This is a genomic window from Ktedonobacter sp. SOSP1-52 (assembly GCF_016587395.1).
In genome coordinates this window covers 234,233-250,940 of the sequence record NZ_BNJH01000003.1, presented here as the reverse complement: position 1 = coordinate 250,940, position 16,708 = coordinate 234,233, and the positions used below count along the sequence as shown (strand labels likewise).

General features: G+C 55.1%; 11 protein-coding genes. 2 read left to right on the top strand and 9 right to left on the bottom strand.

From position 1 onward, the window contains the following. The first annotated feature begins 266 nt into the window (after nucleotides 1-266). On the top strand, nucleotides 267-3,458 hold the full coding sequence (gene uvrA / locus JMJ16_RS26705; RefSeq protein ID WP_201386541.1) for an excinuclease ABC subunit UvrA: 3,192 nt from the start codon (nucleotides 267-269) through the stop codon (nucleotides 3,456-3,458). A 72-nt stretch (nucleotides 3,459-3,530) separates the two neighbouring features. Here uvrA and JMJ16_RS26700 read toward each other — a convergent pair whose 3' ends face one another. The 3 genes from JMJ16_RS26700 to JMJ16_RS26690 all read right to left on the bottom strand — a co-directional run bounded on the left by JMJ16_RS26700 (nucleotide 3,531) and on the right by JMJ16_RS26690 (nucleotide 6,262). Further along, nucleotides 3,531-4,784, bottom strand: a complete 1,254-nt coding sequence (locus tag JMJ16_RS26700) for an MraY family glycosyltransferase (protein ID WP_201386534.1) — start codon at nucleotides 4,782-4,784, stop codon at nucleotides 3,531-3,533. 150 nt (nucleotides 4,785-4,934) lie between these two features. Continuing rightward, nucleotides 4,935-5,834 (bottom strand): peptide chain release factor N(5)-glutamine methyltransferase, encoded by a 900-nt coding sequence (gene prmC / locus JMJ16_RS26695; RefSeq protein WP_201386532.1) that lies wholly within the window; start codon nucleotides 5,832-5,834, stop codon nucleotides 4,935-4,937. A gap of 26 nt (nucleotides 5,835-5,860) precedes the next feature. Continuing rightward, complete coding sequence (locus JMJ16_RS26690) at nucleotides 5,861-6,262, bottom strand: DUF2203 domain-containing protein (protein ID WP_201371044.1); 402 nt, start codon at nucleotides 6,260-6,262, stop codon at nucleotides 5,861-5,863. A gap of 479 nt (nucleotides 6,263-6,741) precedes the next feature. On the opposite strand from JMJ16_RS26690, the gene JMJ16_RS26685 reads away from it, so the two are divergent. Further along, a complete protein-coding gene (locus JMJ16_RS26685) occupies nucleotides 6,742-7,995 on the top strand; it encodes an MFS transporter (RefSeq protein WP_201386530.1) in 1,254 nt (417 codons plus the stop codon). Nucleotides 7,996-8,118: 123 nt separating this feature from the next. Here JMJ16_RS26685 and JMJ16_RS26680 read toward each other — a convergent pair whose 3' ends face one another. From JMJ16_RS26680 to JMJ16_RS26655, 6 genes are all read right to left on the bottom strand, one after another. Continuing rightward, the gene (locus JMJ16_RS26680) at nucleotides 8,119-9,537 is read right to left on the bottom strand and encodes an MFS transporter (protein ID WP_201386528.1); all 1,419 of its coding nucleotides are present in this window, start codon (nucleotides 9,535-9,537) and stop codon (nucleotides 8,119-8,121) included. A 280-nt stretch (nucleotides 9,538-9,817) separates the two neighbouring features. Continuing rightward, nucleotides 9,818-10,987 carry a WD40 repeat domain-containing protein gene (locus JMJ16_RS26675; RefSeq protein WP_201386526.1) on the bottom strand — a complete coding sequence of 390 codons (1,170 nt, stop codon included), beginning with the start codon at nucleotides 10,985-10,987 and terminating at the stop codon, nucleotides 9,818-9,820. Further along, entirely contained in the window at nucleotides 10,977-12,023 is a 1,047-nt protein-coding gene (locus JMJ16_RS26670; protein ID WP_201386524.1) for a serine/threonine-protein kinase, read from the bottom strand. The genes JMJ16_RS26675 and JMJ16_RS26670 overlap by 11 nt, the downstream gene beginning before the upstream one ends. 313 nt (nucleotides 12,024-12,336) lie before the next feature. Continuing rightward, complete coding sequence (locus tag JMJ16_RS26665) at nucleotides 12,337-13,536, bottom strand: hypothetical protein (RefSeq protein ID WP_201386522.1); 1,200 nt, start codon at nucleotides 13,534-13,536, stop codon at nucleotides 12,337-12,339. Nucleotides 13,537-13,943: 407 nt separating this feature from the next. Continuing rightward, entirely contained in the window at nucleotides 13,944-15,947 is a 2,004-nt protein-coding gene (locus tag JMJ16_RS26660) for an acetoacetate--CoA ligase (protein ID WP_201386520.1), read from the bottom strand. A 194-nt stretch (nucleotides 15,948-16,141) separates the two neighbouring features. Next, nucleotides 16,142-16,570, bottom strand: a complete 429-nt coding sequence (locus JMJ16_RS26655; protein ID WP_201386518.1) for an SRPBCC family protein — start codon at nucleotides 16,568-16,570, stop codon at nucleotides 16,142-16,144. Nucleotides 16,571-16,708: the final 138 nt, after the last annotated feature.

Genomic DNA, 16,708 nt, shown 5'->3' with positions numbered 1-16,708 from the left:
ATAACGCAAATGCTCTTACTCTCCCCTTTGAGAGCATGAAAAGAATCCGCTCTAGCCGGTCCCATAACCCTTGACGCAAAGCCGCCAGTATAGTAGTGTTAGATGGAACGTTTGTTTGTATTTTCTACGGTACTTTGGCGAGAGTATACCAGAACAAAAGAAGGTGTTCCTGAATATTTCAGGGCAGCACTTTCGTTGGCACACCCACATAGAAAATAAGCACTGTAGTTATTCTACGTTTTGCAGGGACGGACGGTTGGATTGTTATGCCCCAGGATAAAATAGTAGTTCGTGGTGCACGTGAGCACAATTTAAAGAATATTAACGTGACCATTCCGCGCGATAAGCTCGTGGTCATCACAGGTCTTTCGGGTTCGGGGAAGAGTAGTTTGGCGTTTGATACCATCTTCGCGGAAGGGCAGCGTCGCTATGTAGAGTCGCTCTCGGCCTATGCACGCCAGTTCCTGGATAAGATGGAGAAGCCCGATGTTGAACACATCGACGGCCTTTCGCCTGCTATCTCCATCGATCAGAAAGGCACAACCCACAACCCACGCTCAACAGTTGGCACCGTTACCGAAATTTATGACTACCTGCGCCTGCTCTACGCACGCATCGGTCACCAGCATTGTCCCCAGTGCGGTCGCGAGGTCAGCCAACAGACCCTCCAGCAGATTGTGGATGCAGTCCTCAGCCTGGCTGACGGCTCACGCATCATGCTGCTGGCCCCTCTTGTTCAGGGCCGTAAAGGCGAATACAAGAACGTCTTTGAAGAGATGCGCCGTTCAGGCTATGTCCGCGTGCGCGTCGATGGCGAGATTCGCGACCTGAGCGACGAAATCGACCTGGATAAACAGAAGAAACACACCATCGAGGTCGTAGTTGACCGCCTGGTTATTCGCAAACAGAAGCGCGAGGAGAACGAGGAGAATGGGCTGAAGAAGGTGGCCGAGCGGCCCGCGCTCTACGAAGTCAATGCCAGCAAAGAGGCCCATCGCGACGAGGACAATATCGCGGAGCCAGATATTCCCGCGATCCTGCATGAAGAGGTTGATCCAGCCTTCCGCCAGCGCCTGACCGATTCGCTGGAGACGACCCTCAAACTCGGCAATGGGGTCGTGCTGGTCTCTGTAATTGGTGGAGAGGAAACGCTCTACTCGGAGAAGGCAGCCTGCGTCTACTGCGGCATTAGCCTGCCGGAGATCGCTCCCCGCACCTTCAGCTTCAACAGCCCCCACGGGGCCTGCCCCACCTGTACCGGCCTGGGAACGCAGATGGAGATCGATCCCGAACTGATCGTGACCCATCCCGAGGTCAGCATTCTTGAGGGTGCCATCGCCCCCTGGAGCAAGGTCGTCAATGGTAGCCAGTGGCATAGCGCCATTCTGGAATCCCTGTCCAAGGCCTATGACTTTGATCTGAATACGCCCTGGCAGGACCTGAATGAAGATATTCAGCAGAAAATCCTGCACGGTATTCCTGAGCAACTTGCCATTCGCTATACACCTCAGCATGGGCAGACCAAGACCTATAATGTCCATTTCGAAGGCGTCATCCCCAATCTCGACCGGCGCTATAAGCAGACCGATAGCGAGGGTATTCGCGAAGAGATTGAAGGCTATATGACGGCACGCATCTGTCCGGATTGCCGGGGCGCGCGCCTCAAGCCAGAGGCTCTTGCCGTTACCGTGGGGGGACATAATATCGTCCAGGTGACGAGCCTCTCAATCACGCACACTCAGCGCTTCTTCCAGGAATTGGAGGATGACGTACTCGCCAGCCGGAGCGGCGTCAAACCTGGAGAGCCAATTCACCTGGCACCAGTGAAGAATGGCAAGACGAAGAAGAATGGCAAGCAGGGCAATAGCCTGCTTGGCGATCCCCTGGCGAAAATTGATACGCGGGGACAGCTCGTTGCGACGATCCTGACTGAGCGCGAGCGCTTTATCGCGCGCCAGGTGCTCAAGGAGATTCATGCCCGCCTACAGTTCCTGGTCGATGTCGGCCTGGACTACCTGACGCTGAGCAGGGCCGCAGCCAGCCTCTCTGGCGGTGAGGCCCAGCGCATTCGCCTGGCAACCCAGATTGGTTCTGGCCTGATGGGGGTACTCTACATCCTGGACGAACCCAGCATCGGCCTGCACCAGCGTGATAACGAACGCCTGATCAAGACCCTGACGCGCCTGCGCAACCTGGGCAACACGCTGCTGGTGGTTGAGCATGACGAGGACACAATGCGCGCTTCCGACCATATCATCGATATTGGGCCGGGCGCGGGCGAGCATGGTGGCTATGTCGTGGCCGAGGGAACCTATGACGAGATCGTGGCCAATCCCAACTCGCTCACCGGCGACTACCTCTCGCGCCGCCGTCGCGTCGAGATCCCCGCCGAGCGCCGTCCCGGCAACGGTAATAAGCTTACTATCAGGGGCGCAAACGAGAACAATCTGAAGAATGTCGACGTCGATATCCCTCTTGGGAAGTTCGTCGTTATCACTGGCGTCTCAGGCTCGGGCAAGAGTACGCTGATCACGGATATTCTCTATCGCAAACTGGCTCATACCTTCCACCGCGCCCATGAGCGCCCTGGACAGCATGAGACCATTGAGGGGCTTGAATACCTGGACAAGGTCATTGATATTGACCAGTCGCCGATTGGGCGCACACCACGCTCCAACCCGGCCACCTATACGAACGCCTTTACCGGCATTCGCGAACTCTTTGCCCAGGTACCCGAGTCACGCATGCGTGGCTATATGCCTGGCCGCTTCTCATTTAACGTCAAGGGTGGGCGCTGTGAGGCCTGTAAGGGAGAGGGCATTGTACGCATCGAGATGAACTTCCTGCCCGATGTCTATGTTCCCTGCGAGGTCTGTAACGGCAAGCGCTATAACCGTGAGGCCCTGGAGATCCACTACAAGGGCAAGACTATCGCCGATGTACTGGATATGACCATTGAGGAGGCCGCTGGCTTCTTCGTGAACGTCCCCTCCATCCATACCAAGATGCAGACGCTCAAGGATGTGGGTCTGGGCTATATGCGCCTGGGGCAGCCCGCGACCACGCTTTCAGGTGGTGAGGCTCAGCGCATTAAGCTGGCGACTGAGCTATCACGCCGCGCCACGGGACGCACACTCTACATCCTGGACGAACCCACCACCGGTCTGCACTTCGCCGACGTAGATCGCCTGCTCAGCGTCCTACAACGCCTGGTAGATACCGGGAACACGATTGTCGTCATTGAACATAACCTGGACGTCATCAAGTGTGCGGACTGGATCATTGACCTGGGACCCGAAGGGGGCGACGGGGGTGGTCGCATCATCGCCCAGGGCACACCCGAGGTGGTGGCACAGGCACCACAGTCCTATACCGGGCACTTCCTTAAGCGCATGCTGGAGGAAGAAATCGAGATGATTCGCCAGCTCAATGAGACCTCCAACGAAGTCATGGCGTAGAAGAAAGCAGAGAAAGAAGGCTGAGGAGCTTGTACAAGCTCCTCAGCCTTCTTTCTCTGCTTTATTACGAGATTAACCCTCCGTCTGCAAACGGGCGTGAGGGTGCTCACCACTAGCAGACTCCTGCTCGTCAGAGAGAGGCGGGCGTGGCGAGTTGAGCAGGGTCTCGCGCTGCTTCTGGAGATTGTCCAGCCAGAAGGTCAGGAAGAGCATCGTCGCGCCAACGAGCAGCAGGCCAACAATCTTAACCCCCTTTGGCAGGCTCAAGGCCAGGATGCCAAAGGCCGTTGTCAGGCCATAAAAGATATAACAGATCTGTTTGGCGTTCAAGCCTGTAGCCATCAAGCGATAGTGGAGGTGAGAGGTCGTATCGGGCTGAGCGAACGACTGGCCACGGCGCAGGCGGCTAGCGATGATCACGGCAACATCCAGGATAGGCACACCCAGGACCATCAAGGCCAGAGCCAGCTTCGCTCCGCCCATGATTGAAAGCGCCGCCAGCATAAACCCGAGAAATTGCGCCCCGCTATCACCCATAAAGATCTTGGCCGGGCTCCAGTTGTGCGGCAGAAAGCCTAGCACTGCACCTGTGAAGATTCCCGCCAGCAGGCCAATAGTGTACTGACCAAGGTAAATACTAATGATAGTAATGAAGAAGCCAGTAATTCCGACCACACCCGTGGCCAGCCCATCCAGGCCATCTACAAAGTTGATGGTATTGGTCATGCCCGTAAACCAGAACCAGGTAACGATGACAGCTGGGATCGCTAGCCAGGTAATCTCCGGCTTATGGATCAAGATAGAGATGATTGGCTGCTGATACCAGGGGAGACCGGGATGCTCGACCGCGACTCCAAAGGGATTGCTAAAGCCAAAGAGGATGATGCCATAAAAATGCCAGTTCCACGGACCAAGGATAATCACGACCGCGAGCGACTGGACAATAAATTTATGGAGGGCACGCATTCCACGCACATCGTCATATGCATGGACCGCTACCAGTAAGAGGGAGGCCGCCATCAATAAGATAAAACGAATCATCTCATCCGGCTTCACCTCGTGGTTGGACGCGTAAAAGATGAGTGAGGCGACCACGAAGGCCAGGAAGATAGCTACCCCGCCCAGGCGTGGCACTGGCTTCTTATGAATACGGTCGCGCTCTTTCGTAGGCCGATCCAGCAAATCGAACCGGGTGCAAAACTTGATGACCCCAAAGGTAAAGAGGTACGAAAGCAGAAACGCGACCGCGCCGCCTCCTAGAATTAAGAGCAGGTCTGGTAAACTAAACGATGACACTTGAGCCTCAACGATTCTCAACAGAGCCATGTGGACTCTCCCCGCTAAATGCGTCACAGCAAAGGTACATTGCTACTACGCACTCTTTTTTCTATAAAAACACGCAAATACATCACTTTTGACGGTCTCATATATGAAGCGGGGTATAACCCAGGATCATGCCTCAGTAACGGCGATCAGTTATGGGACCTGGTTGCTGCCGGGTAGTCGCACCACCAGGTGGCGGTCCAATCCAGCGTAGTCACTGATACACGCCACATCGGCCTCGGGCCATAAACTCTTTACCAGGCGTGTCAGTGGCTCTTGATGCAGGTAACCCATTTCCAACACACACCATCCCCCAGGTCTCAGCATACCATATTGACGGGCTTCGCGACACAGGCGCATCAATAAGCCTAGCCCATCTGGACCACTAAAAAGGGCCAGGTGTGGCTCATAATTCCATACGTCGGGAGCCATCTGTGGTAATTCGTCTGTGCCAACATACGGTAGGTTGGCAAGCAGCATATCTACGGGCTGAGGTAAGGCCTGCAAAAGATCGCTCTGCAACAGGATCACACGCTCCTCAACACCATAGCGCTGGCAATTGGCACGCGCAACCTCTAAGGCCTCCACCGAGACATCGCAGGCATAGATTACAGGCAGGCGTGGCTCCTCTAGCGCCAGGGTAATCGGGATAACCCCGCTCCCGGTGCCAACGTCGGCCACAACAGGCATCTCTCCCGCATCCAGACGACGGCGCGCCTCCTTGAGCGCGGCTTCCACCAGTAGTTCCGTCTCGGGGCGGGGAATAAGCACGCGCGCATCCACCTGGAAGTCACGTCTATAAAATTCCTTCTCGCCAACAAGATACGCGACAGGCTCGTTGCGGGCGCGCCGCTCAATGAGTTCGCGAAAGCGCTTCTCCTGCTCTGCGCTCAGCTCTCGCTCGGGATAGGCATACAACGTCGCCCGTGGCACCTGTAGTATATGCCCCAACAAGACCTGGGCATCCAGGCGCGGATTCTGCTCCCCTCCGCGCCCATCGCGCACCTGCAAACGCTGTATTCCCTCTTGTAGCGCCTGTTGAATACTTGCCATACTAAACTCTCTCATACTTCTTCTTACTACTCATCCTCAAATGGTTGACGACCCGCGAAGCCTGCCTCCAGGGTGTGCCAGTAGTCGATATGCTCTTCACCCAGGTGCCAGCAGAGGTAGACCTCTTCACCGTTACGCAAGCTCAAAAAATCAATTAGACCAATTTCCGGGTCCTTCAGCTCACAGCCCAGTTTCTGCAACTCTTCCATTGCCTGTTGCAGCGCCTGAACATGCTCCAGCAAGCTCTCCTGAACATGCAGTATCTTGCCTTGCAGGTGGTGCCCATTGCCCATAGACTTCACCTGCATCTCCTCAAGATCCTTCTCTAGCCCTTGCGCCTGACGATAGTGAACCTGGATTTTGCCTAGCTCCACACTGATCGCAGGCAGCAAAGCCTCAGCTTCGGCACGCGTAAAGTAGTGCGGCATATGCTCCCTCCTCTTCTCTGTTGCTGGCTTCAACAAACATCCCGCTTGTTGTCATATCACAGAGCGAAAACCGACCTGCTTAATATTTTATCATTCTCCCTGTTTCTAGTGTCAGTGCCCCACAAAAGTCAACTTCTCTATTGCGCCAGGCCCCTTCACATTGACCAGCCAGAAGGATTTAGCTATACTCATCCCTATAAACAAATGTAAGAAGAACATCTCGTTTTCTAGCAGTCAGTTGGAGGATACCGCACGGTGCAGCCTCATTATTGAGCCTTCTGAGCCGGTTGGAGTACTGGCCGGCGTCCAACTCAAACAAACATTCATTGCCTCAATCTCACAAGAGAAGCACAGGGCTGTCAGGATGCTCCGCCTGGCCATAGTCGTGCTCCTCCCTTTATTGTGTACTTCATGACCAGTCATCTTTACAAAGCTTTTTACTCTTTTCCCTGGATACACAATGAAGGATTTTGCTTTATATGGATCAGATCGATACCTTGCCAGCCAGGTCACCTCAACCCACGGCTAGCTTATGGCGCAATCGCGCCTTCTTGCTCCTCTGGAGCGGGCAGATTGTTTCCGAGACGGGAAGCCAGGTTTCACTTTTCGCACTCCCATTGCTTGTACTCGCCTTTACCAACTCACCTGCTCAGGCTGGCTTTCTCAGCGCCATCCAGTTACTGCCCTACCTACTCTTTAGCTTGCCCGCGGGCGCATTGGTGGATCGCTGGAACCGCAAGCTGGTCATGCTGGCCTGCGATACGCTGCGCTGGCTCCTCCTGGCCTCTATGCCTGTGGCCTTCTATCTCGGTCACCTGACGCTACCACAGCTCTATGTCGTGGCCTTCCTCGAAGGGACAGCCAACGTACTCTTTGGTATCGCTCAGCTCTCGGCCCTGCCACGTGTAGTCGCGCCCAAGGATGTCCCCTCAGCCTATATGCTGAGCGAAATTACTCAGAGTACCGCCACACTGGTTGGCCCCAGTCTTGGAGGTCTGCTGATTCAGTTCGCAGGCGCGACACTGCCAGGTACAATGCTGGCGTATATGGCTGATAGCCTCTCTTACCTTGTCTCAGTGCTCTCGCTGGGAGGTATTCGTGTGCCTTTTCAGCAGCAACGTGTTGTGACACAACCACAATCGCTCGTGCAGGATGTACTTGAAGGACTACGCTTTCTCTGGCGCCAGCCCCTGCTCCGCCTGATGGCTCTGCTCACGACGCTAATCAATTTTATGCAGGCCGGGATTACCCTGGCGGTGATTCTCCTGGCACGTGACACCCTTCACCTGGACACGCTGACCCTGGGTATCGTCATCAGCGCCAACGGGATTGGGGGCCTCCTGGGAGGCGCCATCGCGCCCTGGCTACAAAGGCGCCTGGGCATGGGGCCAATCATGCTCGGTTCCCTGCTTGGCTGGACGCTGGCGAGTACACTACTGGCGTTGAGTTCTGGCTCCTGGACGCTCATCCTTGCGATGGGGCTAATCGGCCTGCTCTGGCCTTGCTATGCCGTGGTAGTCGTCTCCTACAGACTCTCGCTTGCTCCCGATGAATTGCTGGGGAGGGTAAATAGTTCGTTTCGCCTGCTCACTTTTGGTATTGAACCCGTGGGGAAAGCGCTCTGGGGACTCCTGCTCCTCCCCCTGGGCGCCCGTCAGGAGTTAGTTTGGATCGCGCTCGGCCTGGGTCTGATCACACTCCTTGCCGCCTTTACACCTCTGCGCCTGGCCTGACAAATTATCTCTATTAAGTTGATGTGATAGGAGATTGGCAGCCATAGGCTGCCAATCTCCTATCACATCAACTTAATAGAGCGAGCGCCGCAGGCGCGAGAAGTCACACAAAGGCAATTTCTATCAAGAAAGTAAACCTTTCTTGGGTGGCTGCAAGAGATCATCGCGATGATAACGCATATAGAGCACACTTAAGAAGGAGCACACACCCATCAAAAGCGAGAATTGCATCAGGCCATAGAAACCATGCCAGTCGACAAAGAGTCCACCTAGCGAGGTCCCGATAAGCTGTCCTATGGCCAGCACCACTGAGTAGAGGCCCATGACCGCTCCTCGCTTGCCACGCATCGACTCAGCGATGGCGCTCATCTGCATTAATGCCACAGGAGTAAAACCACTAAGCAAGAGCACACCCAGGGCGACAATACCTAGCAGGATCAGGACTACCGTAGACTGGTCTGGTACGACATCGCCCATTGTCTCACCCAATCCGTTTATCACCGTTAGTGCGCTTATCGCTATCCCCAGGCCCACCAGGCCAATCAGCATCACGGTTGAACGGCGGAAACGCGCGACAAACAGCATCCATATACCCATCCCACAGAGGAAGAGCAGGGCAAAACCTCCCACCCAGAGCGATGACTCCATCTTACTAAAGCCGCCATAGAGGAGTTGCCCTGGATGGCGTAGAGCCGCCGCGTGTTTAGGATAAGCCAGCATGATAGTGATGAGTACCGCCCATGCCCCCACCAGGGCGTTGACCGAGAACCAGGCGGGCAAGAAGGTCGAAATTCGGCGATAGCGCAGGACCTTAAAGCCCTCCAGGAATGAGCGCCGGGACGTGGTACGTTCCTGAATTTCCACGCTCTCGCGCACGCCCAGGAAAATGATGAGTAGCGCAAGCATATATAATGCCGCGACAACCAGGAAACCCCAGGTATCAAGCGTACTACTGACCTTTCCCGCAAAGGGGATGGCCAGGCCAATGGCGCCTACCGTCACCACCTCAAAGGCCGTCACCGCACGCATACGCAGGCGCTCTGAGCCAATCGTGATATCCGTCAGGTAGCCCAGGGTCGCGGGCACATTCATACCAGTTGTCGCACCCTCCAGCAGGCGTCCGAATAGGATGATCACGAGCAGCAACACGAGGTGTACATTCAAGACATGAACATTTGGATGCGGGTAGAGGCGCGAGGCCAGCAAGAAGCAGAGCGTGGCTATGGTTGCCATTATAGGGGAGAATAAGAGAAATGGACGTCTGCCCGCATGATCGGAGAGGCTTCCAACAACGGGCGATAGCAAGAGTTCGGTAATATAGAATGCTTCAAGCACCAGCGCCACTAACGTCGCCGAAGCGAAGCGCTCGCCCAGGTAAAATCCTAAGATGACAAAGCTTGTACGGCCCGCAATACGAATCAGCAGGGTTGAGAGAATGGCCGCGATAAGCGAAAAACGTTGCACCGGAAATCGTGACTGATCCGCCCTCCCAGGGGGATCAGAGGCATGCTCTTTATTATCTTTGCTCACATCTGAAATCATTTTCTACCGCTCTCTTTTGTCACAGAACCCACAATGGGTAAAACATTTGCATGCAGCCTTTTTAGCCGGGATGCCACTTTGTAGCTATATCTGTACAGTTCGCGCTCCTCACCCCATCCTCCACTCTTCTCATAATATGCGCAGGTTCATATTTTCTTTGCTGCAATCCACATAATACATGTACTTGTCAGGGGCAAAAAAAGTTGTACGCGAAGGAAGCTATCCCACTAACACCTTAAACGTCCCCAGGTAGCTGTTAAGTTCATCGTAACGCGGTATGCTAACTCAGCGACCAGACCTTGACCGTCTTGTCCCAGGAGCCAGAGGCGAGATATTTTCCATCGGGCGACCAGGAGAGCGAGCGCACACCCTCGCTATGCCCACGAAATGTGTGCAACACCTCTCCATTTGTCGCGTCCCAGACCTGCACCGCTTGATCATCGCCCGCCGAGGCCAGGTAACGACCATCATGAGACCAGGCCACACTATAGACGAGGTCGGTATGTCCCTGGTACACATAGTGGTGATCCCCTGTGAAGGCATCCCAGACCTGCACCGTCTGGTTATCACAGGCTACCGCTAGACGCTTGCCATCAGGTGACCAGGCCACGCTACGCATCGTAACCGCCATAGGATAGGCAACATGTGTACGCACCAACTTTCCCCCAGCAACCGACCAGACCTGGGTAGTATGATCACTGCTCGCCGAAGCAATAGAGCGGCCATCAGGCGACCAGGAGAGCGCATTGATATTACCTTTGTGTCCCTTGTATGTCAGAGTACTACCGCCCGTGACGGCATCCCAGATTGTCACCAGGCGATCGCCTCCGCCTGACGCCAGATAGCGACCATCGGGCGACCAGGCCACACTCCAGATCCAGGAGTTCGCGCGAAAATCGCGTGGATAATATCCATCCGGCGCGTCCCAGGTCTCAAGCCTTTGATCTGCACTGACCGAGGCAAGACGCTTGCTATCAGGTGACCAGGCCACGCTATAGACGCTATCGGTATGCCGGCTATAAGGTGTGGCCAGTAGCGTCCCCTGGAGCGCGCTTATGACATGCACAGTCTGGTCATCGCTGGCCGAGGCGAGCATCCGACCATCAGGCGACCAGGCCACGCTCCACACATAGGAGGTATGGCCGGTATAGGTCAGGAGCGCTGGCTTGTCCTCGACATCTGTTGCGAGTGGCATAGGCATAGGATACGAGCGTACAAACCATGTCAACAGGCCAGCCGAACCGACAAGTGCGGCACCAGCAAGGCCCACACCCAGCAAGACCTTGCGCCGCGTCACGCCAGCTTTAGACGCAGACACGGCTGGGAGTGGATGTGGATATATAATTTCGCCTGTGCCCTCAGCCTCGCCTGCGCCGTCAGCCTGCAAACTGGCGAGAACCTCGTCCGCCACAGGCAGTGTCACCGCGTCGGTCGACGATTCAGAGGTCAAAGCGGGTAAGGGTGCCGAGGTCCGGGCGCTTATATCCTCCCGCCTGGTAGTTTCCTTTGCTTCTGCCTGTACCTGGGTCGGCTTCCCCTTTTGTCGCCACAGGGGAAGGGTAGAGTGCTCTGCCTTTGAGGGCTTTGAGGAAGGCATCAATGGTTGCCCAGAAGGTGTCTTCACCCTTCCTGACGCTTTTTTTTCGTGGAATCGCTGAATCAGCGCTAGACCCGGCTGCCTCTGCGAGGGCTTGAGCGAACGCCAGGACTGAAGAGTAACGCTGCTCAGGTTCTTTAGCCAGCGCCTTGAAAACAACCTTCTCGACCTCTACTGGTAGCTCGGGTATCTTTGCGCGTAGGCCAGGTGGCGGCGCCAGGGTGTGTTTAACCGCGATCTCAGAGAAGGTTCCCGTAAAGGGGCGTTCCCCAGTTAACCACTCATAGGCAACCACGGCCAGCGCATACTGATCGCTGGCGGGAAGGGCCTGGGCGCGCATCTGTTCTGGGGCCATATACATGATAGTGCCGGCCAGTTCTTGAAAGCCCTGCGTGCTCATATAGCGGGCGCTCTGCGAGACAAGGGCGATGCCAAAATCGCTTAAAAGCACCTGGTCCTCGCGCCCTAACAGCATATTCTCAGGCTTCACATCGCGATGGACGACTTTCTGCTCATGCGCATACTGTAGCGCCTCGGCAATCTGGCGGGTATAGGATACGACCAGGGAGAGGGGCAGACGTGTTCCCCGGGGATGGCGCCCCCGTAGCGAACCATTGGGGGCATAATCGGTCACCAGAAATGGCGTCGTCCCCTCCAGGCCAAACTCTAGTACACGCACAACATGCGGATGAACCAGGCGGGCCACAGTCCGCGCTTCAGCACGAAATAGCCCGATCTCATCGCTCGCAATCTGGGCATGTAAGACTTTAATCGCGGCCTGGGTATCCAGGTAAATATGCTCGCCCAGGTAGACCTCGGCAAATCCCCCCTGTCCCAACAGGCTTACCAGGCGATAATTTCCAAACTGCTGACCTGTACGCTCGGCCATGCATCAGCCCCTTACTCTTGAAGAGCACAAAGTATTTCTTAAGGCGCTACACTTCTTCTACAGAAAACAACTTCTGGCACTAATATTTTCCTCATGCTACCCAATTCGCAATCAATCGTCAAGTACCTGAACATTAACATCTAGACAGTTCCATTCACCTTTGGTGTCTGCCTCGGCTCACAGGCTTATCTTCGAGGGAGGAGTGTATAGTGGCCGCTTGGCGGAGCCAAGCGGCCACTATACACTCCTCCCTCCAGCACCGCAGGCGCGAAGAGGAAAAGACTTACACAAAGAAGATTTGTTAGCCTGGAAATCAGGCAAGCTTCCAAACTTTCGCGTCGCGAAAGAGCGCCTGCGTCTCGTTCTTCTGGGTATACACTGCTACACCTATCTGGCCCTGCGTCAGGGTAGCATCCTCGACCGATGCCAGAAGCTGATGATTGGCAAAGAGACGAAGCGTGGAACCGGCAGCCGCAACGGCAATTTGATTATCGGCACCTGGCTTAAACTGGCTGCTGCTACCAGTATAAAGAGAGCGTGGAGGGATATTGCGCCCGGTGTAGACAAGTAGGGTATAACTGCCATCGCTATTAAAGATAAAGGCGTAGTATTTGTAGCCGACATCATCGCCACGGAAGGTTAAGCCAGCGATCTCACCCTTCGTTATCCGCATAGTGAGTTGATAGGTAAAGTTGGTAAACGCGGTCTTGAGCGCAGGACAGGTATAATAGGTATTTGCCTCTGGCTCACGCGCCTGGTAGGCACCAGCAGCAAATGTACAGTAGCGGTCCTCCAGCCAGCCATGTTTCTGGCTATTATCCTTAAGGGTATCGGTCAACACCAGGTCCTTACTAAAAGGATAGGCTGACGCCAAGGCAGTGGCCTGGGCATTGACTGTGGGCGTCACTACCTGATCCTTTGGCGTTTTTATCTGGTGGGCAATGTGCATGTAACTATACATGTAGTAGCTCAAGCCACCAAGCAGTAGCATACCTAGCAACAGCCCCAGCAGCAGCGGTTTCTTCTTTTTCTGACCCCAGGGCGAGGGAGGAACAGCAGAACTGGTCAGGGGTGTTAGAGGAGGTGGACTGATTGAGGGCTGGCGCGCCTCACTTTGGCTATAAGCAATATTCTGGGGCACATAGAGAGGTTCGGGAGTTAGATTAAATCCAGGAACAGGCGGAAACGATGGTGCTGGTGAAGGAGCGGCCTGCGGGAATGCCTTCTCTGGTGAGAAGTCCCATGAACCATAATTGCCAGGCACTGGTGAATCAAGGCTGGTTCCATATCCAGGCTCTACCTGACCACGCCACGCCATTCCCTGTGGGGGTATACCCGGCCCTGATGGCTCATAGAAACCTGGAATAGTTTCCTCGCGCTGAACCGGCACACCCTGCTCCTGGAAAGGCTGTTGCTCTATCTCCGATGGACGCAAGCGTGCACCAAAGCGCTTTATACGCGCGTGACCATTTGTGGCTGAATTGGGGCCTGGTGAACTTGGCTCGTAACCCATACCTTCTCCATCTCTACCCTAACTAACACAATAGGCAACTTTTGGCGTGACGCCTCGCGCCGGCGGCGCTCGCCCAGGTAGGAGGTGTGGTGCGTGCCAGTTGCCGCAGGCAACTGGCACGCACCACACCTCCTACCCGAAATAATAAGTATTTTGCTATACGTCACGCGTAGTATAGCACAATGCCTGGAAAAGTCTGTAGCAAGAGGGACGTTCTTCCCATCACCCTGCGCCACACGGCTCTAAATGAGCATCTGCGTCCGCTTTACCTGTTCCCATTTCTCGCTAACCGGGATAAAGCAGGCTTCGCGCCTGGGGCGCTCGCCTTGATTATGAGATGTAGTGTATTGTGGGGAGCCGCAGGCTCCCCACAATACACTACATCTGAGGACCATTTGAAGTTATGCTTATACAGCCGTATCCTCACGCCGGGCTACTACCTTCTGGGCAAAGTCTACGAAGTAGGTCAGTGCCTGGGGGTTACTCAAGGCATCCACGCTGGCGGCCTTCTCAACAGGGATACCCATAAAGAGCTTCTTGATCGGCACCTCGAGCTTTTTCCCACTCAGGGTACGCGGCACCTCGGGAATCTGCTGAATCTCATCGGGTACATGATGGGGCGAGACAGTTGAGCGAAGCTGCGTCTTGATCCTCGCCTTCAGGCTCTCATCCAGCTCAACGCCCTCGCGCAAGACCACAAACAGCGGCATGTAATAGCGTCCACCCGGCATTTCCACGCCGATAATTAGGCTATCAAGTACCTCTGGGAGGCTCTCAACCACGCGATAGATCTCACTGCTGCCCATCCGAATGCCCTGCCGGTTGATCGTGGAGTCGGAACGGCCATAAATAATGGCGCTGCCCGAGGGCGTAATTTTGATCCAGTCACCGTGGCGCCAGACACCGGGATAAAGCGAGAAGTAGCTCTCGCGATACCGCTCATAGTTGGGATCGTTCCAGAAGTAGAGCGGCATGGAGGGCAGCGGATTCGTAATCACAAGCTCGCCAACCTCACCAATCAGTGCATTTCCGGCCTCATCAAAAGCTTCAATCTTCGCGCCGAGCATACGACACTGAAGCTCCCCCTCATACACGGGGAGCAGGGGCGAGCAACCCACGAAAGCGGAACACACATCCGTGCCACCACTAACTGAGGCCAGCCAGAGGTCGGACTTGACATGCTCATAAACCCAGCGGAACCCCTCGGGCGTCAGCGGCGAACCCGTTGAACCTACAGTTCGCAGGTGACGCAAATCATAGGTCTGGCCCGGCTCGATACCGCTCTTCATGCAGCTCGAAATATAAGCTGCACTCGTGCCAAAGGTCGTCATCTGTGTATCGGCGGCAAACTGCCATAACGTTCCCATGTCCGGATAGGCTGGACTACCATCGTAGAGTAGGACTGTTGCCCCTACCAGCAGGCCACCGAGCAGCAGGTTCCACATCATCCAGCCCGTGGTCGAGAACCAGAATAAGCGATCTCCTGGTTTGATATCCTTATCCAGCGTCAGGCACTTCAGGTGTTCCAGGAGAATACCACCATGGCCATGAACGATGGGCTTGGGCAAGCCAGTTGTTCCCGAAGAGTAGAGAATCCACAGCGGATGATCAAAGGGGACTTGCTCAAATTGTAGGGGAGCTGGCTTCGCGGCAAGCTCCTGCCAGGAGAGTGTATTCGACAACGCCGCAGGCCGGGTTCCCTGCTCGCCAAAGAGATATGAATAGAGCACAGTATGCTCTACGCTCGGCAGCGACTCTTGCAGTTCCGCGACAATGGGACGGCGATCAAAACGCTTGTCACCATATTGATATCCATCGATGGCAAATAAAACCTTTGGCTCAATCTGCTTAAAGCGGTCGATAACACTATTGGGGCCAAAATCGGGCGAGCAGCTTGACCAGGTCGCTCCTATGCTGGCACATGCCAGAAAGGTCATCGCTGTTTCGGGGATATTAGGCATATAGCCTACGACGCGATCGCCAGGTTTTACGCCTAGATCCCTCAGGGCCTGGGCGATGGCGCCAACCTTTTGCGCCAGTTCCGCCCATGAGACACTAACGAGTTCGTGCCGTTCAGAGCGAAAAAGGAGGGCCGGGCGCGCCTCGGTGGCGTTGCGGAAGGCATGTTCCGCGTAATTGAGGCGCGCACCGGGAAACCATAGTGCCCCTGGCATCACACGTTGGCGCAAGACAGTTGTATAGGGGGTCGATGTCTGAAGTGAAAAATATTCCCAGAGAGAGCCCCAGAAGGCTTCAATCTCATTCGCGGACCATTCCCAGAGCGCTTCGCGCGTCTGAAAATGCAGCCCTTTCTTTTCCTGTAACCAGCGCATATAGTGGGTGACGTTGGCCTGTTGCTTCACTGCTTCCGAGGGTTCCCAGAGAGGTTGGCTTTCAAATACTCTTTCCATACAGTCGCTCACTGCCTTTCCCTTGCTCGCTTGCATCATTGTCAAGCTATGAGCCACGATGTCTTAATCTCAACGTCATTATAACACGCTCCCTGTTGCCACGCCTGCGGCGCTCAGGGAGGAAGGTGTATGGTGAGGGGCTGGCTTTTGCCAGCCCCTCACCATACACCTTCCTCGGAGGCGAGCCTGCGAGTCTATGCTTTCTCCAGGTTCTTTTTGAGCTTGTGAAGCTGGGCATTAATCTGCTTATCGAGCATGGTGGAGACCAGGCCACGCGCGAATTTCAGCATTCCTCCCGGTTCGCCCTCGCCCATCATGGTAACCCGCGTACCGTTCTCGATTGGTTCGAAGATGATCGTCGTCTCTAAATTCACGGGTCCAGTCAGGCTTTTAAAGCCAAACAGCCTGGGCACCTCGTAGTGCGTTACCTCTGTGGTAAACTCCATACGCTGATTTAGGAACTCACCTGCCTGGAGAAAGCGGGCACCAACGCCCATGGGAACATCATTGACCGGGCGAATTTCGCGTGCAGGTGTCCATTCCGTGACCTTGCACATATCCGTCACGTAGGCAAATACCTCCTCGACCGGACGGTTGATCAGAACGGTCTTCACTACTCGCACAGCGTCTCCTCCTGCTTCTCTTGCTCTTATCAGTTTTGCTTGTCACGTGCCAGGGTCCTGCACAAAATTATACTCTCTGTATACACATGCTCACATGCCTCATACTCTCCAGTTATGCTCCTCGTTCCGCGCCAATCC